The organism is Sulfurimonas sediminis (assembly GCF_014905115.1).
In the GTDB taxonomy this organism is placed as follows: domain Bacteria; phylum Campylobacterota; class Campylobacteria; order Campylobacterales; family Sulfurimonadaceae; genus Sulfurimonas; species Sulfurimonas sediminis.
This window is the reverse complement of sequence record NZ_CP041235.1, coordinates 2,190,499-2,207,922: the sequence shown is the minus strand read 5'-3', so window position 1 is coordinate 2,207,922 and position 17,424 is coordinate 2,190,499. Positions and strand designations below refer to the sequence as shown.

General features: G+C 38.3%; 17 protein-coding genes. 11 read left to right on the top strand and 6 right to left on the bottom strand.

Annotated elements, in window-relative coordinates; translation table 11 throughout:
• Positions 1 to 6 precede the first annotated feature (6 nt).
• The 3 genes from FJR45_RS11760 to FJR45_RS11750 are packed head-to-tail and all read right to left on the bottom strand — an operon-like array spanning position 7 to position 3,506.
• Positions 7 to 1,722, bottom strand: coding sequence for a copper resistance system multicopper oxidase (locus FJR45_RS11760; RefSeq protein ID WP_193150689.1), 1,716 nt, complete (start codon positions 1,720 to 1,722; stop codon positions 7 to 9).
• A gap of 23 nt (positions 1,723 to 1,745) precedes the next feature.
• Positions 1,746 to 3,107, bottom strand: coding sequence for a protein-disulfide reductase DsbD family protein (locus FJR45_RS11755; RefSeq protein ID WP_193150688.1), 1,362 nt, complete (start codon positions 3,105 to 3,107; stop codon positions 1,746 to 1,748).
• Positions 3,108 to 3,119: 12 nt separating this feature from the next.
• Positions 3,120 to 3,506 carry a FixH family protein gene (locus tag FJR45_RS11750; RefSeq protein ID WP_193150687.1) on the bottom strand — a complete coding sequence of 129 codons (387 nt, stop codon included), beginning with the start codon at positions 3,504 to 3,506 and terminating at the stop codon, positions 3,120 to 3,122.
• 126 nt (positions 3,507 to 3,632) lie between these two features.
• Here FJR45_RS11750 and FJR45_RS11745 point away from each other — a divergent pair, with 126 nt between their 5' ends.
• The 5 genes from FJR45_RS11745 to FJR45_RS12485 are packed head-to-tail and all read left to right on the top strand — an operon-like array spanning position 3,633 to position 7,551.
• Positions 3,633 to 3,980: an ArsR/SmtB family transcription factor gene (locus tag FJR45_RS11745; protein WP_193150686.1), complete on the top strand. Its 348-nt coding sequence runs from the start codon at positions 3,633 to 3,635 to the stop codon at positions 3,978 to 3,980.
• 3 nt (positions 3,981 to 3,983) lie between these two features.
• Positions 3,984 to 4,715 carry a mercuric transport protein MerTP gene (gene merTP / locus FJR45_RS11740; RefSeq protein WP_193150685.1) on the top strand — a complete coding sequence of 244 codons (732 nt, stop codon included), beginning with the start codon at positions 3,984 to 3,986 and terminating at the stop codon, positions 4,713 to 4,715.
• A gap of 11 nt (positions 4,716 to 4,726) precedes the next feature.
• Positions 4,727 to 6,343 (top strand): mercury(II) reductase, encoded by a 1,617-nt coding sequence (gene merA / locus FJR45_RS11735; protein ID WP_193150684.1) that lies wholly within the window; start codon positions 4,727 to 4,729, stop codon positions 6,341 to 6,343.
• 13 nt (positions 6,344 to 6,356) lie between these two features.
• On the top strand, positions 6,357 to 6,707 hold the full coding sequence (locus FJR45_RS12490) for a Glu/Leu/Phe/Val dehydrogenase dimerization domain-containing protein (RefSeq protein ID WP_264299326.1): 351 nt from the start codon (positions 6,357 to 6,359) through the stop codon (positions 6,705 to 6,707).
• Complete coding sequence (locus tag FJR45_RS12485; RefSeq protein WP_264299325.1) at positions 6,652 to 7,551, top strand: Glu/Leu/Phe/Val family dehydrogenase; 900 nt, start codon at positions 6,652 to 6,654, stop codon at positions 7,549 to 7,551. Before FJR45_RS12490 ends, FJR45_RS12485 begins: the two co-directional genes overlap by 56 nt.
• 8 nt (positions 7,552 to 7,559) lie before the next feature.
• Here FJR45_RS12485 and FJR45_RS11725 read toward each other — a convergent pair whose 3' ends face one another.
• Complete coding sequence (locus FJR45_RS11725; protein WP_226966519.1) at positions 7,560 to 8,741, bottom strand: ISAs1 family transposase; 1,182 nt, start codon at positions 8,739 to 8,741, stop codon at positions 7,560 to 7,562.
• A 233-nt stretch (positions 8,742 to 8,974) separates the two neighbouring features.
• Between FJR45_RS11725 and FJR45_RS11720 the strand changes: the two genes are divergently transcribed.
• The 6 genes from FJR45_RS11720 (at position 8,975) to FJR45_RS11695 (ending at position 12,553) form a co-directional block, all read left to right on the top strand.
• Complete coding sequence (locus tag FJR45_RS11720) at positions 8,975 to 9,520, top strand: putative iron-sulfur cluster-binding metallochaperone (protein ID WP_193150683.1); 546 nt, start codon at positions 8,975 to 8,977, stop codon at positions 9,518 to 9,520.
• Positions 9,521 to 9,551: 31 nt separating this feature from the next.
• Positions 9,552 to 9,866, top strand: a complete 315-nt coding sequence (locus FJR45_RS11715) for a nucleotidyltransferase family protein (protein ID WP_193150682.1) — start codon at positions 9,552 to 9,554, stop codon at positions 9,864 to 9,866.
• Entirely contained in the window at positions 9,859 to 10,221 is a 363-nt protein-coding gene (locus FJR45_RS11710) for a HepT-like ribonuclease domain-containing protein (RefSeq protein ID WP_193150681.1), read from the top strand. Before FJR45_RS11715 ends, FJR45_RS11710 begins: the two co-directional genes overlap by 8 nt.
• Positions 10,218 to 10,865 carry a response regulator transcription factor gene (locus FJR45_RS11705; RefSeq protein ID WP_193150680.1) on the top strand — a complete coding sequence of 216 codons (648 nt, stop codon included), beginning with the start codon at positions 10,218 to 10,220 and terminating at the stop codon, positions 10,863 to 10,865. The genes FJR45_RS11710 and FJR45_RS11705 overlap by 4 nt, the downstream gene beginning before the upstream one ends.
• Entirely contained in the window at positions 10,858 to 11,973 is a 1,116-nt protein-coding gene (locus FJR45_RS11700; RefSeq protein ID WP_193150679.1) for a sensor histidine kinase, read from the top strand. The genes FJR45_RS11705 and FJR45_RS11700 overlap by 8 nt, the downstream gene beginning before the upstream one ends.
• A 67-nt stretch (positions 11,974 to 12,040) precedes the next feature.
• The gene (locus tag FJR45_RS11695) at positions 12,041 to 12,553 is read left to right on the top strand and encodes a ferritin-like domain-containing protein (RefSeq protein WP_226966433.1); all 513 of its coding nucleotides are present in this window, start codon (positions 12,041 to 12,043) and stop codon (positions 12,551 to 12,553) included.
• 9 nt (positions 12,554 to 12,562) lie between these two features.
• Here FJR45_RS11695 and FJR45_RS11690 read toward each other — a convergent pair whose 3' ends face one another.
• Positions 12,563 to 15,685 (bottom strand): efflux RND transporter permease subunit, encoded by a 3,123-nt coding sequence (locus FJR45_RS11690; RefSeq protein WP_193150678.1) that lies wholly within the window; start codon positions 15,683 to 15,685, stop codon positions 12,563 to 12,565.
• Between the two features lie 254 nt (positions 15,686 to 15,939).
• On the bottom strand, positions 15,940 to 17,304 hold the full coding sequence (locus FJR45_RS11685; protein ID WP_193150409.1) for an IS4 family transposase: 1,365 nt from the start codon (positions 17,302 to 17,304) through the stop codon (positions 15,940 to 15,942).
• Positions 17,305 to 17,424 lie beyond the last annotated feature (120 nt).

Genomic DNA, 17,424 nt, shown 5'->3' with positions numbered 1-17,424 from the left:
ATTTCCTTATGCAACCACGACTTTTCTAAACATATCTGTCATGTGATAGAGTAAGTGGCAGTGGTACGCCCATGCACCTTTTGCATCCACGGTGACACGAAAGCTTATTTTGGAACCGGGTTGTGAGATAATAGTGTGCTTGCGTACGAGATGGTTTTCATCACCGGTTTCAAGATCACTCCATAAACCATGCAGATGCATCGGATGGTTCATCATAGTGTCATTTATATAAGTGATACGCAGACGTTCGCCGTAATGAAACTCCAAAGGTGCAGCTTCGTGATAAGGAATACCGTTGATAGACCACATGTAACGCTCCATATTTCCGGTAAGATGCAAAACTATCTCTCTGTCTGGGTATCTGTCTTCTTTTGTAGAACGCAAAGAGCGTAAATCTGCATATGTTAAGACTTTTCTACCATTATTTCTGAGTCCGACACCAGGGTCATCGAGTCTGTATTGAGGATTCATTGCCCGCATTGTTGTACCGACACCCCATCGAATAGGCAGTTTTGTAAGAGGAATGGGCTTTTTTAAAGATGACATAGAGTCTCCCTTGGACATATCCATACTTTTCATCTGTGCCATATCTTTTCTCATGCCCATATCGAGCATTGTGAGTGCTTGCGGCGGATCCATCTGTGGCACTTCTGCCAATATATCTGCATCCGTTGAGAGGTTGCCAAGTGCATAGCCCTTTCTTGCTATACTTTGCGCAAAAATGGCATAGGCCTTGTCATCTTCGGGCTCGACTATGACATCATAGGTTTCGGCGACACCTATACGAAACTCATCAACATCTACGGGCTGTATATTGTTCCCGTCTGCTGCAACAACCTTCATTTTGAGCCCTGGAATGCGAACATCAAAAAATGTCATTGCGGCAGCATTGATAAATCGGAGTCGTACCTTGTCGCCATTTTGAAAAAGTGCCCTAAAGCGTGTTGCCGGATTTTGCCCGTTCATCAAAAAAGTATAGGTATAGGCTGTTACATCGGAAAGATCTCTGTCTGACATACGCATTTTATTCCACATTTGACGTGCTTTGAAAGCTTCAAGGAATCCTTTTGTTTTTACTTCGGAGAAGAAATCGCCGACAGTTCTTCTATTGAAATTATAATAATCAGGAAAAAGTTTCAGTTTTCGGTAAATAGTTGCGGGTTTTTCATCTGAATAATCGGATAAAAGGACAACATAGTCTCTGTCATATTCATACGGATCTTTCTCTTTTGGTTCAATAACAATGGCTCCGTAAACACCTGTCTGTTCCTGAAAAGCAGAATGGGAATGATACCAGAATGTTCCGCTTTGATTGACTGTAAAAGTATATGTAAATGTCTCTCCCGGTGCGATACCCTCATAGCTGATTCCCGGAACACCGTCCATTTGATAAGGCAAAATTATGCCGTGCCAGTGAATAGAGGAAGATTCCTGCAAGTTATTGGTTACATGTAAGGTAACGGTATCGCCCTCGCGCCATTTAAGTGTCGGACCCTGCAGCATGGCATTGACAGCTGTGGCATATGAGGGTTCTCCTGTTACATTGACAAGGGTTTTGTCTATAGTCAGATGAAAAACTGTTCCCGAGAGTTCTTCGGTCTTTTTACGTTTTTTAACTGTGTCAGTTGAAGCGTTGAGGTTTATTCCGTAAAGCATTGCGCCTGAAGCGACAACGCCTTTGACAAAAGTTCTTCTTGATAAAGAGTGTTTATTGTGTTTCATAGAAATGCCTTTTATTTTATTTGTTATTCTGCATTTAAATCAAGTACATCAAACAGTTCTTGTGCACCTTCATAACCATAATGTATCGTATTTGTCTGTGGCGTTGTGTCACTGTCTATAAGTAAAAATGCGGGATAGCCGAAAACACCATACTTCTCTTTAATAGCCAGTGTATCTTCATTGCTTTTATCAGACAAGTCAACGACGAGAGCAATATATTTATTATTGAGAATTTCAATAATTTTTGGATCTTTGAATGTTGTTTCATCGAGTTTTTTGCAAACCTTGCAATATTTTGAATGAAAATAGACAAATACAGGCTTGTCGGTTTGTTTTGCCTCTGCCAGTTTTGCATCCATTGCTTTGAGATTTGGTACTTCTGTAAAAAGAGAAGGTGTTTTTGTAACGGCCTGCACACTTGATGTTGCTTGTTGCACAGCGTTGCTTTTGAGTGGCATATATATGTTGTCATGCCCCATAGAAGCCCCTGTTAAGCTGATAGTTCCCCAAACAAGACACAGTATTGCCAGAGTTGTTAAAAATCTCTGCCATAGTGTAAAGGAGTCATCTGCTGTTGAGTAGGGATATATAAATGCGCCGATTACTATAAAATAAACCCCCCACAGATACAAAGCAGAAAAGAGTTCAAGCTCGGAAAATATACTCACAGCAACACCTAAAAGTAAAATACCGAAAAAGTACTTCACATAATCCATCCATGCGCCTGCTTTTGGAATCAAATATCCGGCACCCAGACCAACGAGTAACAGCGGAACACCCATACCAAGGGAGAGTGCAAACATCATCTCTGCTCCCAATACAGGATTTGCTTGGGCAATGGCAACACTTAAAAATGAGATAATGACAGGAGAGACACAGGCTCCTAAAATAAGCGCTGAGAGTAATCCAAGTAAAAAAACGGCAAAAAAAGTACCGCCTTTAATATTTCTGGTTTGGTTGTCAAGTTTGGATTGAATAAAAGAAGGCATCTGCAGGTTGAAAAAACCAAACATGGAAAGTGCCAGCAGAAAAAAGATAAAGCTCATAATACCAATCGCCCAGATATTTTGAAAATAAGACTGTAGCTGTTCCCCTGTAGCCCCGGCAAGAGCACCCATAAGTGTATATGTCAGTGCTGTCCCAAGAACATAAGCAACAGAGAGAAGAAAACCATTTTTCTTTGTAAGCTTTTCACCCTGACCGGCTATGATGCTTGAGAGAATCGGAATCATAGGCAGTACACAGGGAGTAAAGGTAAGCAGTAATCCGGCTCCAAATGCTCCGAGTAACAAGCCCATAAGCGTGTTTGTTTGGAGACTTTCTGCAGCTCCAAACAACGGGATTGTTGCTAAGAACAGAAAAAGTAAAATAATCTTTTTTCTCATCTTTTTTGCCTTTTAAAAGTTCAGTGTTGTTTTTACACGAGACCTTTTTCCTGTTTTTGGTGTGATAAATATATGCAACTGCCATGTTCCGCTCATTGCAAGGTTGAGTGTTGTTTTGTATTTCCCGTTACCAAGATTTTGGGCATTTGCTTTTGAGCTCATAGCAGGCATACCGGGCATTGCAGGCATAAAGGCTTTGAGTGCCACCTTTGCATCATCTACAAGCTTGCCGTTTTTTTTGATAGTGACGATAAGTGTGTTGGAACCGGTAGTAAGCGGTTTGTCTGCGGTGATATGTACCGCTGTTGTTCTGAATTTTGCATCTTTGCTGAATGCGGCTGCATGAGTCAGTGTTGCACCTAAAAGCAGTGCGAAAAAGATTTTTGCCAAAGTTTTCATAAGAAACTCCTTTTTGTTTTGTTAGGAGAAGTATATAACTTTTTTGTGGTGTGTTTGTGTAGAAAAAAGCAATTCAACTTGACAAGTTTATTAGAATATACTAATATACTGTTTAAGGAGTGGAAAATGAAAGAAGAAAACAGTTGTTGCAGAATCAGTGTTGACAGTAGTTTAATAGAAAATGCAAAGGCGTGTCTTGTGAAGCATAAAGAAGGGTTATCCTCTCAGGCACAAATATTTTCTCTTTTAGGCAATGAGGTAAGATTGAAAATTATACGCCTCTTTTTAGAGTTTGAACGCATGTGTGTTTGCGATTTGGCAGATATTTTAGCAATGAATCAGTCTCCCATTTCTCAGCATTTACGAAAGCTTAAAGATGGAGGACTGCTGCTCAACAAACGCGAGGGAATGACAATTTTTTACTTTATTAACCCTAGACAAAAAGAGAGACTTGAACGTCTTATAAAAGGATAAATCATGGCAGATAAAAAAATCATCACAGGCGTACTTGCGGCAATTGGAGCATCTTTATGCTGTATTACACCGGTATTGGCAGTATTGGCGGGGAGTACGGGATTGGCATCGAGTTTTTCATGGATGGAGCCGTTTCGTCCTTATCTTATAGCCCTTACTGTTATAGTACTTGCGTATGCATGGTGGGATAAACTCAAGCCAAAACAAGCAGAGATAGAATGTGCATGCGATGCGGATGAAGAGGGAAAAGTCTCTTTTTGGTACAGCAAAACATTTTTGGCGATTGTTACTCTCTTTGCCGCTGTTATGCTCTCTTTTCCATATTGGGGTGATACGTTTATTCAAAGCAACAAGCCAAAAACAGTCATAGTAGATAAAAAGAATGTGCTTACAAAAGTGATACATATAAAGGGCATGACCTGTGCAGCCTGTGAAGCAACAGTGCAAAAAGTCAGTTATGAAGTGGATGGTGTTATCTCTTCAAAAGCCTCAACACCCAAAAAACAAGCAGTTGTCAGTTATGATAAAACAAAGACAGATATAAATACTATTATGAAAGCGATAGGAACGACCGGATATAGACCTGTAGGTTATACGGATGAGAATGGAACGCATAAAGCAGGTGATATTCAAGTGACGCAACACAAAAAAGCCCAAAAAGCAGGTGCTTCAAAATGTGGCGGTGGAAAGTGTGGAGCCGGTAAGTGCGGTTCTGGAAAGTGTGGAACAAAATAAAGGAGTTTGCTATGCAAACGTATGAATTACAAATAGAGGGCATGACCTGTGATCATTGTGCGCTTATTATTGAAAAAAAATTGGACATTGAAGGTGTGAAAGAAAAAAAAGTCAGCTATCCTGAGAAAAAAGCAGTCGTCTCTTTTGACGAAACACTTACAAATATAGAGGCAATTCAGGAAACAATCAACAGTATAGGAAACTATAAAGTTACAGATGTTTCTCAAGAGGAAAAACATCTTATTATCATAGGCGGTGGTTCTGCTGCGTTTGCAGCGACCATTGAAGCGAAAGAACATGGTGTTAAAGTAACGATGATTAATGATGGATTGCCAATCGGTGGAACATGTGTCAATATTGGCTGTGTTCCTTCAAAAAATCTCATTCGGGCAGCCCAGACGCTTTATAATGCAAACAATAATCCATTTGGAGGCATCACATCATCTGCCAAGCTTGCTGATTTTAAAACTGTAATAGAAGAAAAAACAAAGCTTGTTTTAGATTTGCGTGAGCAAAAATACATCAATATCATCAAAGATATGGAAAATTTTGAGTTTATTGAGGGGCATGCTTCTTTGGTTTCTCCAACAGCCGTAGAAGTAAACGGACGAATTATAGAGGGAAGTCATATTTTAATAGCTACCGGTGCGCGTCCTATGATAGCAGATATTGAGGGTTTAAGTGAAGTGGATTACCTGACAAATGATGAGGCTTTTGCCTTGGAATCTCTGCCTGCATCTATGATAATTCTCGGTGGGAGCTACATTGCCTTGGAAATGGCGCAAATGTTTGCAAGGTTTGGCTCAAAAATAACGGTTTTACAACGCTCAGAGCGTATACTCTCGCATGAAAGCCCGGATATTACAGATATGCTCAGTGGCTATTTGCAAGATGAGGGCATAGAAATTATTACAGATAATGTTATACAGAGTGTGCATCAAAAGAATGGTAGTGTCATTGTCAAAACAGTAGTAGGCGATGAAACTTTAGAGATAGAAGCCGAAAAAATAGTTGTTGCCACAGGACGGGTTGCAAATACACAAAATATGAACTTGGAATCTTTGGACTTATCGTTACATGTAAACGGTGCTGTGAAAGTGAATGATTTTGGGCAGACAAATGTTGCAACAATATATGCAGCAGGCGATGTGACAGGAGAGCATATGTTTGTATATACTGCTGCGTATGAGGCTAAAACAGCGGTTGCCAATATGTTTTCTTCTTCGCAGCAAAAACTGGACTTTTCTGTATTGCCGTGGGTCATTTTTACCGATCCTCAAGTTGCCGGTGTGGGTTTGGATGAAAAACAGGCAAAAGACAAAGGCATAGATTTTGAGGTGGCAACCCTGCCTCTGAGCTATGTGCCCCGTGCCATTGCCGCTAAAGATACACGAGGTATGATTAAACTTTTAAGAAACACAGCAGATGACACTTTAATCGGTGCTCGCATTGTAGCTGCTGAGGGTTCTGAACTGCTTATGGAAATTTCCGTCGCCATGAAATTTGGTATAAAAGTAAGTGATTTAAAAGAGATGCTTCATCCCTATTTAACGCTTGGAGAAGGTATTAAATTAGCGGCTATTACATTTGATAAAAATGTGAAAGAATTAAGTTGTTGTGCAACATAAAAAGGAAAATATTATGAGAAATTTGTTTGATGATGCAAAAAGTAGATTGGATAAAGTTTTACCTCTTATAAGCCTGCCGGAAGATATTGCGATTCGCTTGGCACAGCCTAAACTTAATCTCACTGTAAACATTCCCGTAAGAATGGATGATGGCAGTTTGAGGGTTTTTACAGGATATCGCGTGCAGTATGACGATACAAGAGGCCCTTATAAAGGCGGTATTCGTTTTCATCCTGATGTTTGCATAGATGAAGTTACTTCTCTTGCTTTTTGGATGACGGTAAAATGTGCCGTTGCAGGGCTGCCTTTTGGGGGGTGCAAAAGGTGGTGTTGCAGTAGATGCAAAAACGCTCTCAAAACTTGAGTTAGAAAGACTAAGCCGTGGTTATATCCGTGCTATTGTTGACATTATAGGACCAAAGAGAGATATTCCCGCTCCAGATATGTACACCAATGCAACAATTATGGGCTGGATGGCAGACGAGTATAATCAAATAATGCGAGAACAGCTTCCGGGTGTTATTACCAGAAAGCCTGTGTATCTTGGCGGTTCAAAAGGTAGGGAAGCAGCTACGGGTCAAGGTGCTCTTTACGTCCTTGAGTGCTGGCTAAAGCGCAATGCAAAAAAACTGCAGGGAATGCGCATAGCAGTACAGGGTTTTGGAAATGCAGGGTATCATTTTGCCAGGCTTGCAAAAGAAGCAGGGTATAAAGTTGTAGCGCTTTCTGACTCCAAGGGTGCCATCTACTCTAAAGACGGGCTAGACCCGAAAAAGATAATGTTTCATCGTAAAAAGCATAATGAGCTCAAAGCCATGCTTTATTGTGATGTGTCTATCTGCGAAGAGGCAGAAAATGAGGTCATGACAAATGAAGAACTCTTAGCGTTGGATGTTGATGTATTGGTGCTTGCCGCAATGGAAAATCAAATCACAAAAGAGAATGCCGCAAAAATACAGGCAAAACTTATTTTAGAGATTGCAAACGGTCCGATTACTTCACAAGCAGATGAAATTCTGCAAAAGAACAATGCTATTGTGATTCCCGATGTACTTGCAAATGCGGGAGGGGTTACTGTGAGCTATTTTGAATGGGTGCAAAACAGGGCAGGATACTACTGGGAAGAGGAAGAAGTGAATGAAAAACTTAAATATATCTTAGAAAAACAGTCAAAGGTTATTTTTCTAGGTAAATCCCACGAAAAATAAAACAAATCTTAATCAATATAGTTTGATTCAATCAATTGAACACTAAAATCATCACGATAAAGAGCATTTCTTTTAATATCTGCCATTGTAGTTTTACCGGTTAGGAGTACCTTTTTATCTTTGTTCTCATTTAAAAACAACTGATAAAGATTAACAGTAAAACTTCTAAGAATAGCTATAGAGAAAGGCTCTTTATATGCTATATGGTCATCTTCTTCAGTAAGCATATCTAAGTGATAGTGATATGTTTCCACTCTCCAATGTTGCAGTATCTTTTGAAGAAACTCTTTTGCAGTTGTTTTAAAGTTAGCCATTAAATATTGAGTTGAAATTGTAACTTCACCAGTCTGTGCATTTGTTAATGTTTTCGTCACTTTAATGAGTGATTGAATATTTTGAAAGTTCTCATGATACATAACTAAATCAGCACTTTTATTTTGAAAAACTTCTACTTTTCGAGAGACTCTTTTGTTGTTTTCAGTTAAATAGCTATCTTCATCATCAACTCTATCTGTAGGCTGATTAAACTCTTCTATGGTCTTTATAGCTTTCTCTTTGAGGTGTTTCTGGTTATCTTTGAGTTTTGCTATATATCTGTTACCTTGCTCATCAATAGTGTTGAGAATCTCTGATTGAGTAAGCAGTGCATCAAAGGAAAATATCTGTCCTTCATTGCTAAAAATATTATCGTTTAAAACCTCTTTGAGTGCAGTAATTTCGCTACTCTTATTTTTATCTAAAAACTTGTGAGCAAACACTATTTTTATATCTTTATCCAAGATATTTAGTATTGCTTTATGTCTTTCCTGTGTGTATTGACCATTCACGTCGCTACCTCTCAGCCACTTCCCGTCAATAGCAATATTTTCTTGTGCAATGAATGGAAAAAAGAACTCTCTAAATACTTTTTCCAAAGCATTATTATCTGTGTTTATCAATAAACGATGATATGTTGATTTGGAAGGAATCGTTATCTCTTCTTTATCAAAAATCTCTTTGAGTATTGCATTGTCTTTGTTATATATCATCCATGAAAATATATCCTTAAAAGTTGTATTTCCTTTGATAAGTGCAAAAAGTGTCATGAAAAGAACTTCGTGCAATGGATATTCTATCTTCCCTGTATCTACTCTATAGTCTGGGATACTTTTTAGCGATTCAAGTAAGGCTTTTGTGCGTGTTAATTTGATGGTAAACTCCTTGTTTTAGGAGTCTAAGCAATATTTCTTCCAGTTCTTTTGAATCTATTGATTAAGATTTATTTTATTTTTCGTGGGATTTACCTATTATTTTTCATATAGCAGAAGAAAAAAAGGTGACACTTCGTAGTGCTGCATATGTTGAAGGACTTGAAAAAATTTCAGGTGCTATACAAAACCGAGGCACAAAAGAATACTTTCAAAATTTATAAAAGGAGCCTGCTATGTTTAGTATGTTTACGACTCAAAAAAAAGAAGATTGTTGTTCAAGTGGATTAAAAGTACAGGAAAATCAGGGTGCGAGTTGTGAAACAGAGGGAGACAACTGTTGCACACCACAGCCAAAAGCCAAAGTAGTATGTCCGAAGTGTGGAGAAAAAGCAAAGGGGGTGCTTGGTAAAACACTGCGACATCTTTTAAAAGATGAGGCAAAATCAAAACTTTCCTGCTTTGACGGCTTTTACTACTGTAAGACAGCTACATGTAAAGTAGTCTATTTTCGAGGGGATGAGATACTGACACAAAAAGATGTGAGTGTGGTCGTCGGACTCAAAGAAGGAGCAATCCCGGCTACTGTATGCTACTGTTTTGGGTGGAGCAAAGAGAAAATAAGAGCCGAACTTGCAGAAACAGGCAAAACAACAGTGATTGAAGACATTAAAGCGAAGATGGAAAATCCGGGATGTGCCTGCGAAGTGCTGAATCCAAGTGGCGGGTGTTGTCTTGGAGATGTAAGCAAGGCGATAAAAGAGCTTACAATACAGAGTTAGGATGTCAGGCATTTATGCTATAATCTCTCTTATGAAAGCGACAAAAAATAATATCATAGAGTATCTCAGGCAGATAAAACCCGAACTTTACAAAAATGGCATCAGCTCACTTGCCCTTTTCGGGAGTTTTGCAAAAGAGACACAAACAGTTTACAGTGATATTGACATTGCTATATCCAAAGATAAAAATTTCTTACAAAAAAACACATCTTATGATTATTTTGATACAGTAACAATGATAAAATCAAAAATACGAAAGCAGTTTCATAGAAATATAGATATTTTTGACTTAGACAGCAACAGTCCGTTTAAAGAGAGTATCAAAAAGGAACTTATATATGTTTAGTCAAAAATCTGTAGAGAGAATAAAAGTCATAAAGAAAAAGATTCTCTTCATAGAGGATATAGTAAAACAAAATGGCTCTATTGAGAAAGCGTTAGAAGACGAACAAAATGCAAGAGCCGCTATACTTATGCATCTTACATCCATTTCAGAACAGTTTGATAAATTACTTCATAACGGTGAACTTGAGATACTTTCAAAATTTGCAAAAGAGGATATAAAAGGAAGTTACGAACTAAGAAATTTTATAGCGCATGATTATGAAGGTGTGGACCTGTATATAGTGGAAGATGTAATAAAAATAAGATTACCCATCATTAAAAAAACGACTGAAGATATACTTATAAACGAAAAATGAAAATATTACTCCTTGAAGACGACACGGCACTGGCAAACATTTTGGTTGATTTTTTACAAGACGAGTACGAGGTTGTGCAGACTTACAGTATGAAACAGGCACTTGAACTTGCAGAAAATGAAAAATTTGATTTGTATATTTTTGACATCAATGTTCCTGATGGCGACGGCATATCACTATTGCAAGAACTGAGAGACTTTCATGATGAAACACCGGCTATTTTTATTACTGCTTTTCATGATACAAAGTATCTTAAATCTGCTTTTGAGTCGGGTGCAAATGATTTCATCAGAAAACCTTTTGATTTGGAAGAGTTGGCACAGCGTATAGAAAACATTAAGAGGCATTTTGGACTGGAGAGTCTGGTGAAACTGGATGATCAGATTATATTTGATACAAAAACACATACACTGAAAATTGCCGACAAAACAATCAAACTGACACATAAAGAGAGTGACTGTCTGCATTACTTTTATAAGAACCGTCATCGTGTGGTAAGTTCTGATGAATTGCTGCAAAACTTTTGGGAATACGAAGATATGCCGAGTGATGATGCTATTCGCACCATTGTGAAAAATTTGCGAAAACACATCGGCAAAGAACATATTGTCAATATCCGTGGAGAAGGGTATAAGTTTGAATGAGTTGGAAAAAAAGTCTTTTTACGCTTTTGTAGTTTTATATCTCATTTCTTCTCTTTTATTTGTTTTGCTCTCAGGATACTGGTACTACAGTGCACAGAAAAATTCTTTGGAGAGTGCAACCTATTACAAGCTTAATCATATCGCCGACAAACTTTCAGGGCTTATTATTAATGCGCAGATGAAAGGGACAACACTGCAACTTCCAAATGAAAAAGGGTATGAATACCGTTTGATTGGTACAAATGAAGCAGGGGATTTTAAAACAGGGTATTATGAAAAAAACGGCTATAAGGTTCTTGTTTCAGACGCACCGCAGGAACATCTCAATATTGAATATGTCATTGTCAGAACAAAAGAGTATTTCAAACAACTTTGGGAACTGCAAAAAAATGTTCTTTTGGTTATGAGCGTGGGCTTTTTCTTTATTGTCCTCATCTCTTTTATGCTTGCCAAACTGTTTATGAAGCCTGTGCACCAGAGAATGGAGCAGATAGAGAGCTTCATTCAGGATGTCTCACATGAATTAAACACTCCTATAACCGCTTTGAAAATGAGTGCGAGTCGAGCAATCAAGAAAAAAGTTTATGATAAAAAAATACTGACGAATATCTCTATAAGCACAAAACAGCTTGAGAGTATCTATAAGTCACTGACATTTTTAAATTTTAATCAAAAACAGCAAGAAGCAGAGGATGTGAATCTTAAAAATATTTTGGAGCAGACTATCGGTTACTACAGTGAACTTACAAATGCAAAAAACATAAAGATAGAGGCAGAGCTTGAAGATGTCTATTTTTATATCATTCCCTCACGGGCAGAACTGTTGTTTTCAAATCTGCTCTCAAATGCTATAAAATACTCAATGCCACAAACAACTATAAAGATAAAACTGGATAAAGACTCTTTTGTTATAGAAGATGAGGGTGTCGGTATAGAGCAAAAAAAACTTGATGAAATTTTTGAGATGTATAAACGTGAGTCAGATATAGCAGGCGGATTTGGTGTAGGTCTGAGCATTGTGAAACAAATATGTAATGCATACGGTATAACAATCAATGTTGAATCCCAACTTGGAAAAGGAACACGATTCACGCTTTTATTTAAATAATAATAATTTTCTTTTAAGAAGAATTGCCTTATACTTGAGGTAATTCAAACCAGAGGAGAAGAATATTATGACACGAGGAAATTCAATTATTAAAGGCATAGAGCCTGAAACAGTGGTGAAGTTGCTTAACAGAGCCTATGCAGATGAGTGGTTGGCCTATTATCAGTACTTTATAGAAGCGAAAGTAATTAAAGGGATTATGAAAGACGCGGCATTTGCCGAACTGACACAGCATGCAAACGATGAACTCCGACATGCCAATATGGTTGCCGACAGAATTATACAGCTTGGCGGTACACCGCTGTTAAATCCGCAAGAGTGGTTTACGCACACTAATTGTGGGTATGAAGAACCAAAAAAATTTGATGTGGTCGCCATCCTTGAAGACTCTATAAAAGGAGAACAGTGTGCAATCAGCACCTATTCGGAATTAGCAGACCTTGTTAAAGATAAAGATATAGTCACTTACGATATAGTTTCTCAGATACTGGCTGATGAGGTAGAACATGAAGCGGATTTACAGGATTTGCATGATGATATTACAGAGTTTGTCCAAAATATAAAAAGCACGATGCAGTAAAAAAGAGGATTAGATATCCTCTTTTTGGGCAAGTTGTCGTTTGGCATAAATTTCAAACAAAATAGGAATGATGACAAGACTCAGCACTGCTGAACTAACAACTCCGCCAAGCATAGGTGCGGCAATACGCTGCATCACTTCGCTTCCCACTCCGTGGGTGTACATAATAGGGGTAAGCCCCGCTAAAATAGCAAAGACCGTCATGAGTTTTGGACGGACTCTTTGAACCGCTCCCTCATAAATTGCTGCATTGAGTTCTTTGATTCCAAAGTTTTTTCCATATTTTTCTTTATATTCATCCACCGCTTCTTGCAGATAAATTATCATAACGATAGCTGTCTCGGCGGCGACGCCTAGCAGTGCCAGAAATCCGACAATGACGGCTATACTCATGGCAAAGTTAAGCATATCTATATAAATAAGTCCGCCCAAAAGTGCGAACGGCAGGGTAAAAAAGACAATGAGCGTTGGTCCGGGTTTTTTAAGAGCCATATAGATGAGTAAAAATATGACAACAAGAACAGCAGGTACAATCCAGATGATACGCTTCATAGCCGAATCAAGATACTCAGACTGTCCCGCCCATTCTATATAATATCCCGGATCAAATTTGATTTGATCGATGAACTTTTGTGCGCCTATTTTATACTCTGTCGCACTGATACCCTCTTTTGGCGTAATATAAATGAAAGTAACGGGTGCTGCCATTTCACTTTTGATGACAGAAGCACTTTGTCTGTAGGCTACTTTTGCCAAGCTTCCAAGCGGAACAAAACCGAGCTTGGTCTTAATCTGTATGTTTCTGATAGACTCAAGACTTCTTCTTTCATTGTCTTCGAGACGCAGGGAGATAGGGTAGCGTTCGAGCCCTTTATACATTGTTGAAACCTGCATACCACCAATAGCAAAAGCGGTATATTCCAAAAGGGCGTCTTTTGTGAGATTGTATCGGGCAAGTTTATCTTCATCGGGAATGATATCGATGTAGTATCCGGCACTTGCCTGATCGGCAAAAACAGAGAGTGTTTTGTCATATTGGCGCAATTGCTCTTCTATCTGTTTGCCGAATTTTTGCAGTCCTTTTGTATCCATTCCGTAGAGTTTGATACCAATAGGCGTTCGGATACCACTCAAAAGCATATCTATCCGTCCACGAATCGGATAGGTCCAGGAATTTGTCAGTCCTGGAACCTGCAGGGCAGCTTCCATATCTTCTCGCAGTTTGTCATATGTCATGCCTTTTGGCCACTCGGATTTTGGTTTGAGTGTGATGATAGTCTCAAGCATACCTAACGGTGCAGGATCGGTTGGAGTACCTGCGCGTCCCGCTTTTCCGAACACATTTTCAACTTCTGGAAAAGATTTGATGATTTTATCTGTTTTTTGCAGCAGTTGTTTTGTCTGGTCTATACTGATACCGTAAGGGGTTACCGGCATATACATAAATGTCTGCTCATTAAGCATTGGCATAAATTCCCATTTCAGACTCTTGTAAAGCGGATACATGTAACCAAGAGAGAGTAAAACAAGGATAATAACAAGATATTTTGCTTTGAGTCCATAGACAATAACAGGACGATATACCCAGATGAAAAATCTGTTGAGAGGATTTCTGCTCTCAGGGAGAATTCTTCCTTTGACAAAAAATATCATCAATGCAGGAACTAAAGTGATACTCAGTAGTGCACCTGCAGCCATTGCAAAGGTTTTTGTAAAGGCAAGAGGGGTAAACAAGAGTCCCTCTTGCCCAGTCAGTGCAAAAATAGGCAAAAAGGAAACAACAATGAGTGCCAGTGCGAAAAATATAGGACGCCCGACCAGCTGTGAAGATTTGAGTATGATAGCAACACGCTCTTTTTCTGTTGGCATTCTGCCTTCTTTGTGCTCAAATTTGTGCAACATTTTATGGGCATTTTCTATCATAACGATGGAAGCATCCACCATGGCACCGATGGCGATGGCAATACCACCGAGACTCATAATATTTGAGCTGATACCAAAAATTTTCATCAGTAAAAAGGTAAAACCGACGGTCAGAGGCAGGACAATAATTACAATAAGAGAGGAGCGAAAGTGCATCAAAAAAAGTCCGATGATGACAACGACTATAACACTTTCTTCAATGAGCGTATCTTTTAAAGTATCTACCGCTTTGTCAATGAGACCTGAACGGTCATACACGGTGACAACATCCACGCCGTCAACTTTAAGCTCCTTCATTTTCTCTTGTACACGCTGAATCATAGTGTAGACATCTTCGCCGTAACGTGCCATAACGATACCGCCGACCACTTCACCTTCGCCGTTTAAGTCTGCCAGGCCACGACGAGGGGCAGGGGTAAGTTCCACTCTAGCAATATCGCCGAGTTTGACAGGTGTTCCCGCTTTTGTAGTGACAACAAGTCTTCTGATGTCATCCAGATTTTTGATGTAGCCCTTTGCCTGAACCATCCATTCATAGCCGTTTTTAATGACAATACGCCCGCCGGTGTCATTGTTGTTTTTTGCCAATACTCTTTTGATGTCTTGGATGCTGAGGTTGTATCGAACAAGATTATCATTATTTACAGTGACCTCAAAGGTAGGAATAAATCCACCGATACTAGCCACTTCACTCACGCCGTCAACACCCATAAGTGCATATTTGTAATAGTAGTCCTGAAGGGTACGTAGCTGGGCAAGATTTTTAGTTTTTGATTTGAGGGCATACTCATATACCCAGCCCACACCACTGGCATCAGGACCAAGGGCAACATCCATGCCTCGTGGAAGTTGTGATTGGATACTTGCTAGTTGTTCCAAAACACGGCTTCGTGCCCAGTAGAGGTCGGTTCCCTCTTTGAAAATGATGTAAATCAGACCGTTCTCGTACGTAGAGTAGCCACGAACCGTATCAATATTTGCAATGGCTAAAAACTGTGCAACAAGGGGGTATGTTCCCTGATCTTCAACAATTTCAGGGGATTGTCCTGCCCAGCTAATCTGTACGATAACCTGAGGCGGAGAGAGGTCAGGCAAAGCATCGAGAGGCGTATTTTTCATACTCCATATAGAGGCACCGACAAGAGCCAAAGCTGCCAATAGAACAATAAACTTGTTTTTTATACTAAAAGCGATGAGTTTTTCTATCATAATTTGTCCATTTTTTTAGTTTTGAAAATTATAGCATTCTAGTGTGTAGCGTTTGTGAGAAATAGTATGAGACAATCAGGGTTTTTAGAGGTGCCCTTCAGTGCCGACTGTTGGAATAGTCTTGCCACTCTCAGCCGGCACTGAAGTACCGGTTCCGAGAAAGCATTTAGTTTCTTAACTTAATGGTATTAGAGGTGCCCTTCAACGCCATTAAGTTAAGCCTACAACCACCTAATTTACGAACTTCCTGCTGATTAGTTTCCAACATTTTTCTTCTTCATTTTAAGATAATTTATCGAATTGGTGGCTATGGTGGACTTTTGTATATCTTTATCCAGCCGTGGTTTTGATTTCCTATTTGGTCGAATTACTATTGTATTTGTCAGAAAAAGTTTCTCCATCTGCTCAAGCATATCTTCTATTGGTTCATCCAAATAAAAAAGGTCAAATACCTTATGTTTGATGATATTAAAAGAGACTGCTTTATTTACTTTTTGGATATATTTATTCTCTTTGGTTTTCTCTTTTAGGTCTTGGTTTATGTCGTATGTCATGGCAGATTCATAGTTTGTCAAAAAGATAGTTGCAAAGAAATCTTGTTTTACTGATAATGCACTTTGACCTGTAAAGTTTTCTAAAGAGAGTCTATTTTTTATCAAATCAAAGTATGTCTCAATTCCCCATCTAAGAGAGTATAACTCTTTAAACTCTGATGTTTTAAGTACTTCTCTATCAAGTACATTTGTTGCCAACACTTCTACAGTACCGTTATCTAAAATTACCTGTACAAATCGTATTTTTAACTTTGTAGGTAAATTCAGACTTTTTAGATCATCTCTTATGATTTTAGGAGCATTTATCTCAAGTATCACATCTTTTTTTTCACTATGTGGAGCAAAAAGAAACTTAGCTTTTGAGAAGCTATTTGTTCTAATACGACAAACTATTTTTGTTTTATTATAAGCAACTGCAAAGAGTTCAAATGATGGATAACCTCTATCCATAAGCACTAAATCATCCTCTTTACAATACTCAAAGTGATTCATCGCTAGAGTTCGCTCATCATAAGCTATAAGCTCATTTATTTGACTACTATTTTTATTCTCAATACAAGAATCAAGTGCAATATTATTAAGCACATCAAAGAGGCAAGATACTCGTGCTTGAGAGACATCTTTAGCATAATCTTTTATCTGACATTTAACCTTCATAGGATTAAACTCTTTTTTTACATCCTCTGTATTTGGAAGTGTTACAATAGAACCATCTACAGCTAAGATTCTATATCCTTTATAGGTTTCATAATCTCCATCTTTGTAAAAGATTTCAGCTGCCATCTGTGCAAACTCTTCAAATGCTGTATAGTTAAGTTTCGCTCGTGCTTGCGTATATGCACTATTAGAGATAGTGACATCTTCACCTAAAGCAAGTTGTGTATCATTAATGCTGTTTTGTAAAGATTTATTACTCTTTTTAATCATCATAGTCATAATTTTAGCAAACCCTAGCTTTCTATCCCTTGTAAAAGAATTTATTCCAATTTTATGTTTCATCTGGAAAGATTCTTCTCTTTTTTTGTCTTTAAAAACTCCCGAAATTTCGATAGTTTTTTTTAACATAACCAACCCTTAATATATAAATATATTATACTCAAATAACACTTTCAGATAGCTTTGAAATCCCTATATTAAGTGGTTTGTAAAGATTTTACAAAATGTTTTTTATAGTTTTTTTTAAAA

Excerpts from the sequence above, each read along its gene's own strand:
- FJR45_RS11760 (WP_193150689.1), bottom strand. The coding sequence starts at position 1,722 with ATGAAACACAATAAACACTCTTTATCAAGAAGAACTTTTGTCAAAGGC.
- FJR45_RS11755 (WP_193150688.1), bottom strand. The coding sequence starts at position 3,107 with ATGAGAAAAAAGATTATTTTACTTTTTCTGTTCTTAGCAACAATCCCG.
- FJR45_RS11750 (WP_193150687.1), bottom strand. The coding sequence starts at position 3,506 with ATGAAAACTTTGGCAAAAATCTTTTTCGCACTGCTTTTAGGTGCAACA.
- FJR45_RS11745 (WP_193150686.1), top strand. The coding sequence starts at position 3,633 with ATGAAAGAAGAAAACAGTTGTTGCAGAATCAGTGTTGACAGTAGTTTA.
- merTP (WP_193150685.1), top strand. The coding sequence starts at position 3,984 with ATGGCAGATAAAAAAATCATCACAGGCGTACTTGCGGCAATTGGAGCA.
- merA (WP_193150684.1), top strand. The coding sequence starts at position 4,727 with ATGCAAACGTATGAATTACAAATAGAGGGCATGACCTGTGATCATTGT.
- FJR45_RS12490 (WP_264299326.1), top strand. The coding sequence starts at position 6,357 with ATGAGAAATTTGTTTGATGATGCAAAAAGTAGATTGGATAAAGTTTTA.
- FJR45_RS11720 (WP_193150683.1), top strand. The coding sequence starts at position 8,975 with ATGTTTAGTATGTTTACGACTCAAAAAAAAGAAGATTGTTGTTCAAGT.
- FJR45_RS11715 (WP_193150682.1), top strand. The coding sequence starts at position 9,552 with ATGAAAGCGACAAAAAATAATATCATAGAGTATCTCAGGCAGATAAAA.
- FJR45_RS11710 (WP_193150681.1), top strand. The coding sequence starts at position 9,859 with ATGTTTAGTCAAAAATCTGTAGAGAGAATAAAAGTCATAAAGAAAAAG.
- FJR45_RS11705 (WP_193150680.1), top strand. The coding sequence starts at position 10,218 with ATGAAAATATTACTCCTTGAAGACGACACGGCACTGGCAAACATTTTG.
- FJR45_RS11695 (WP_226966433.1), top strand. The coding sequence starts at position 12,041 with ATGACACGAGGAAATTCAATTATTAAAGGCATAGAGCCTGAAACAGTG.
- FJR45_RS11690 (WP_193150678.1), bottom strand. The coding sequence starts at position 15,685 with ATGATAGAAAAACTCATCGCTTTTAGTATAAAAAACAAGTTTATTGTT.
- FJR45_RS11685 (WP_193150409.1), bottom strand. The coding sequence starts at position 17,304 with ATGTTAAAAAAAACTATCGAAATTTCGGGAGTTTTTAAAGACAAAAAA.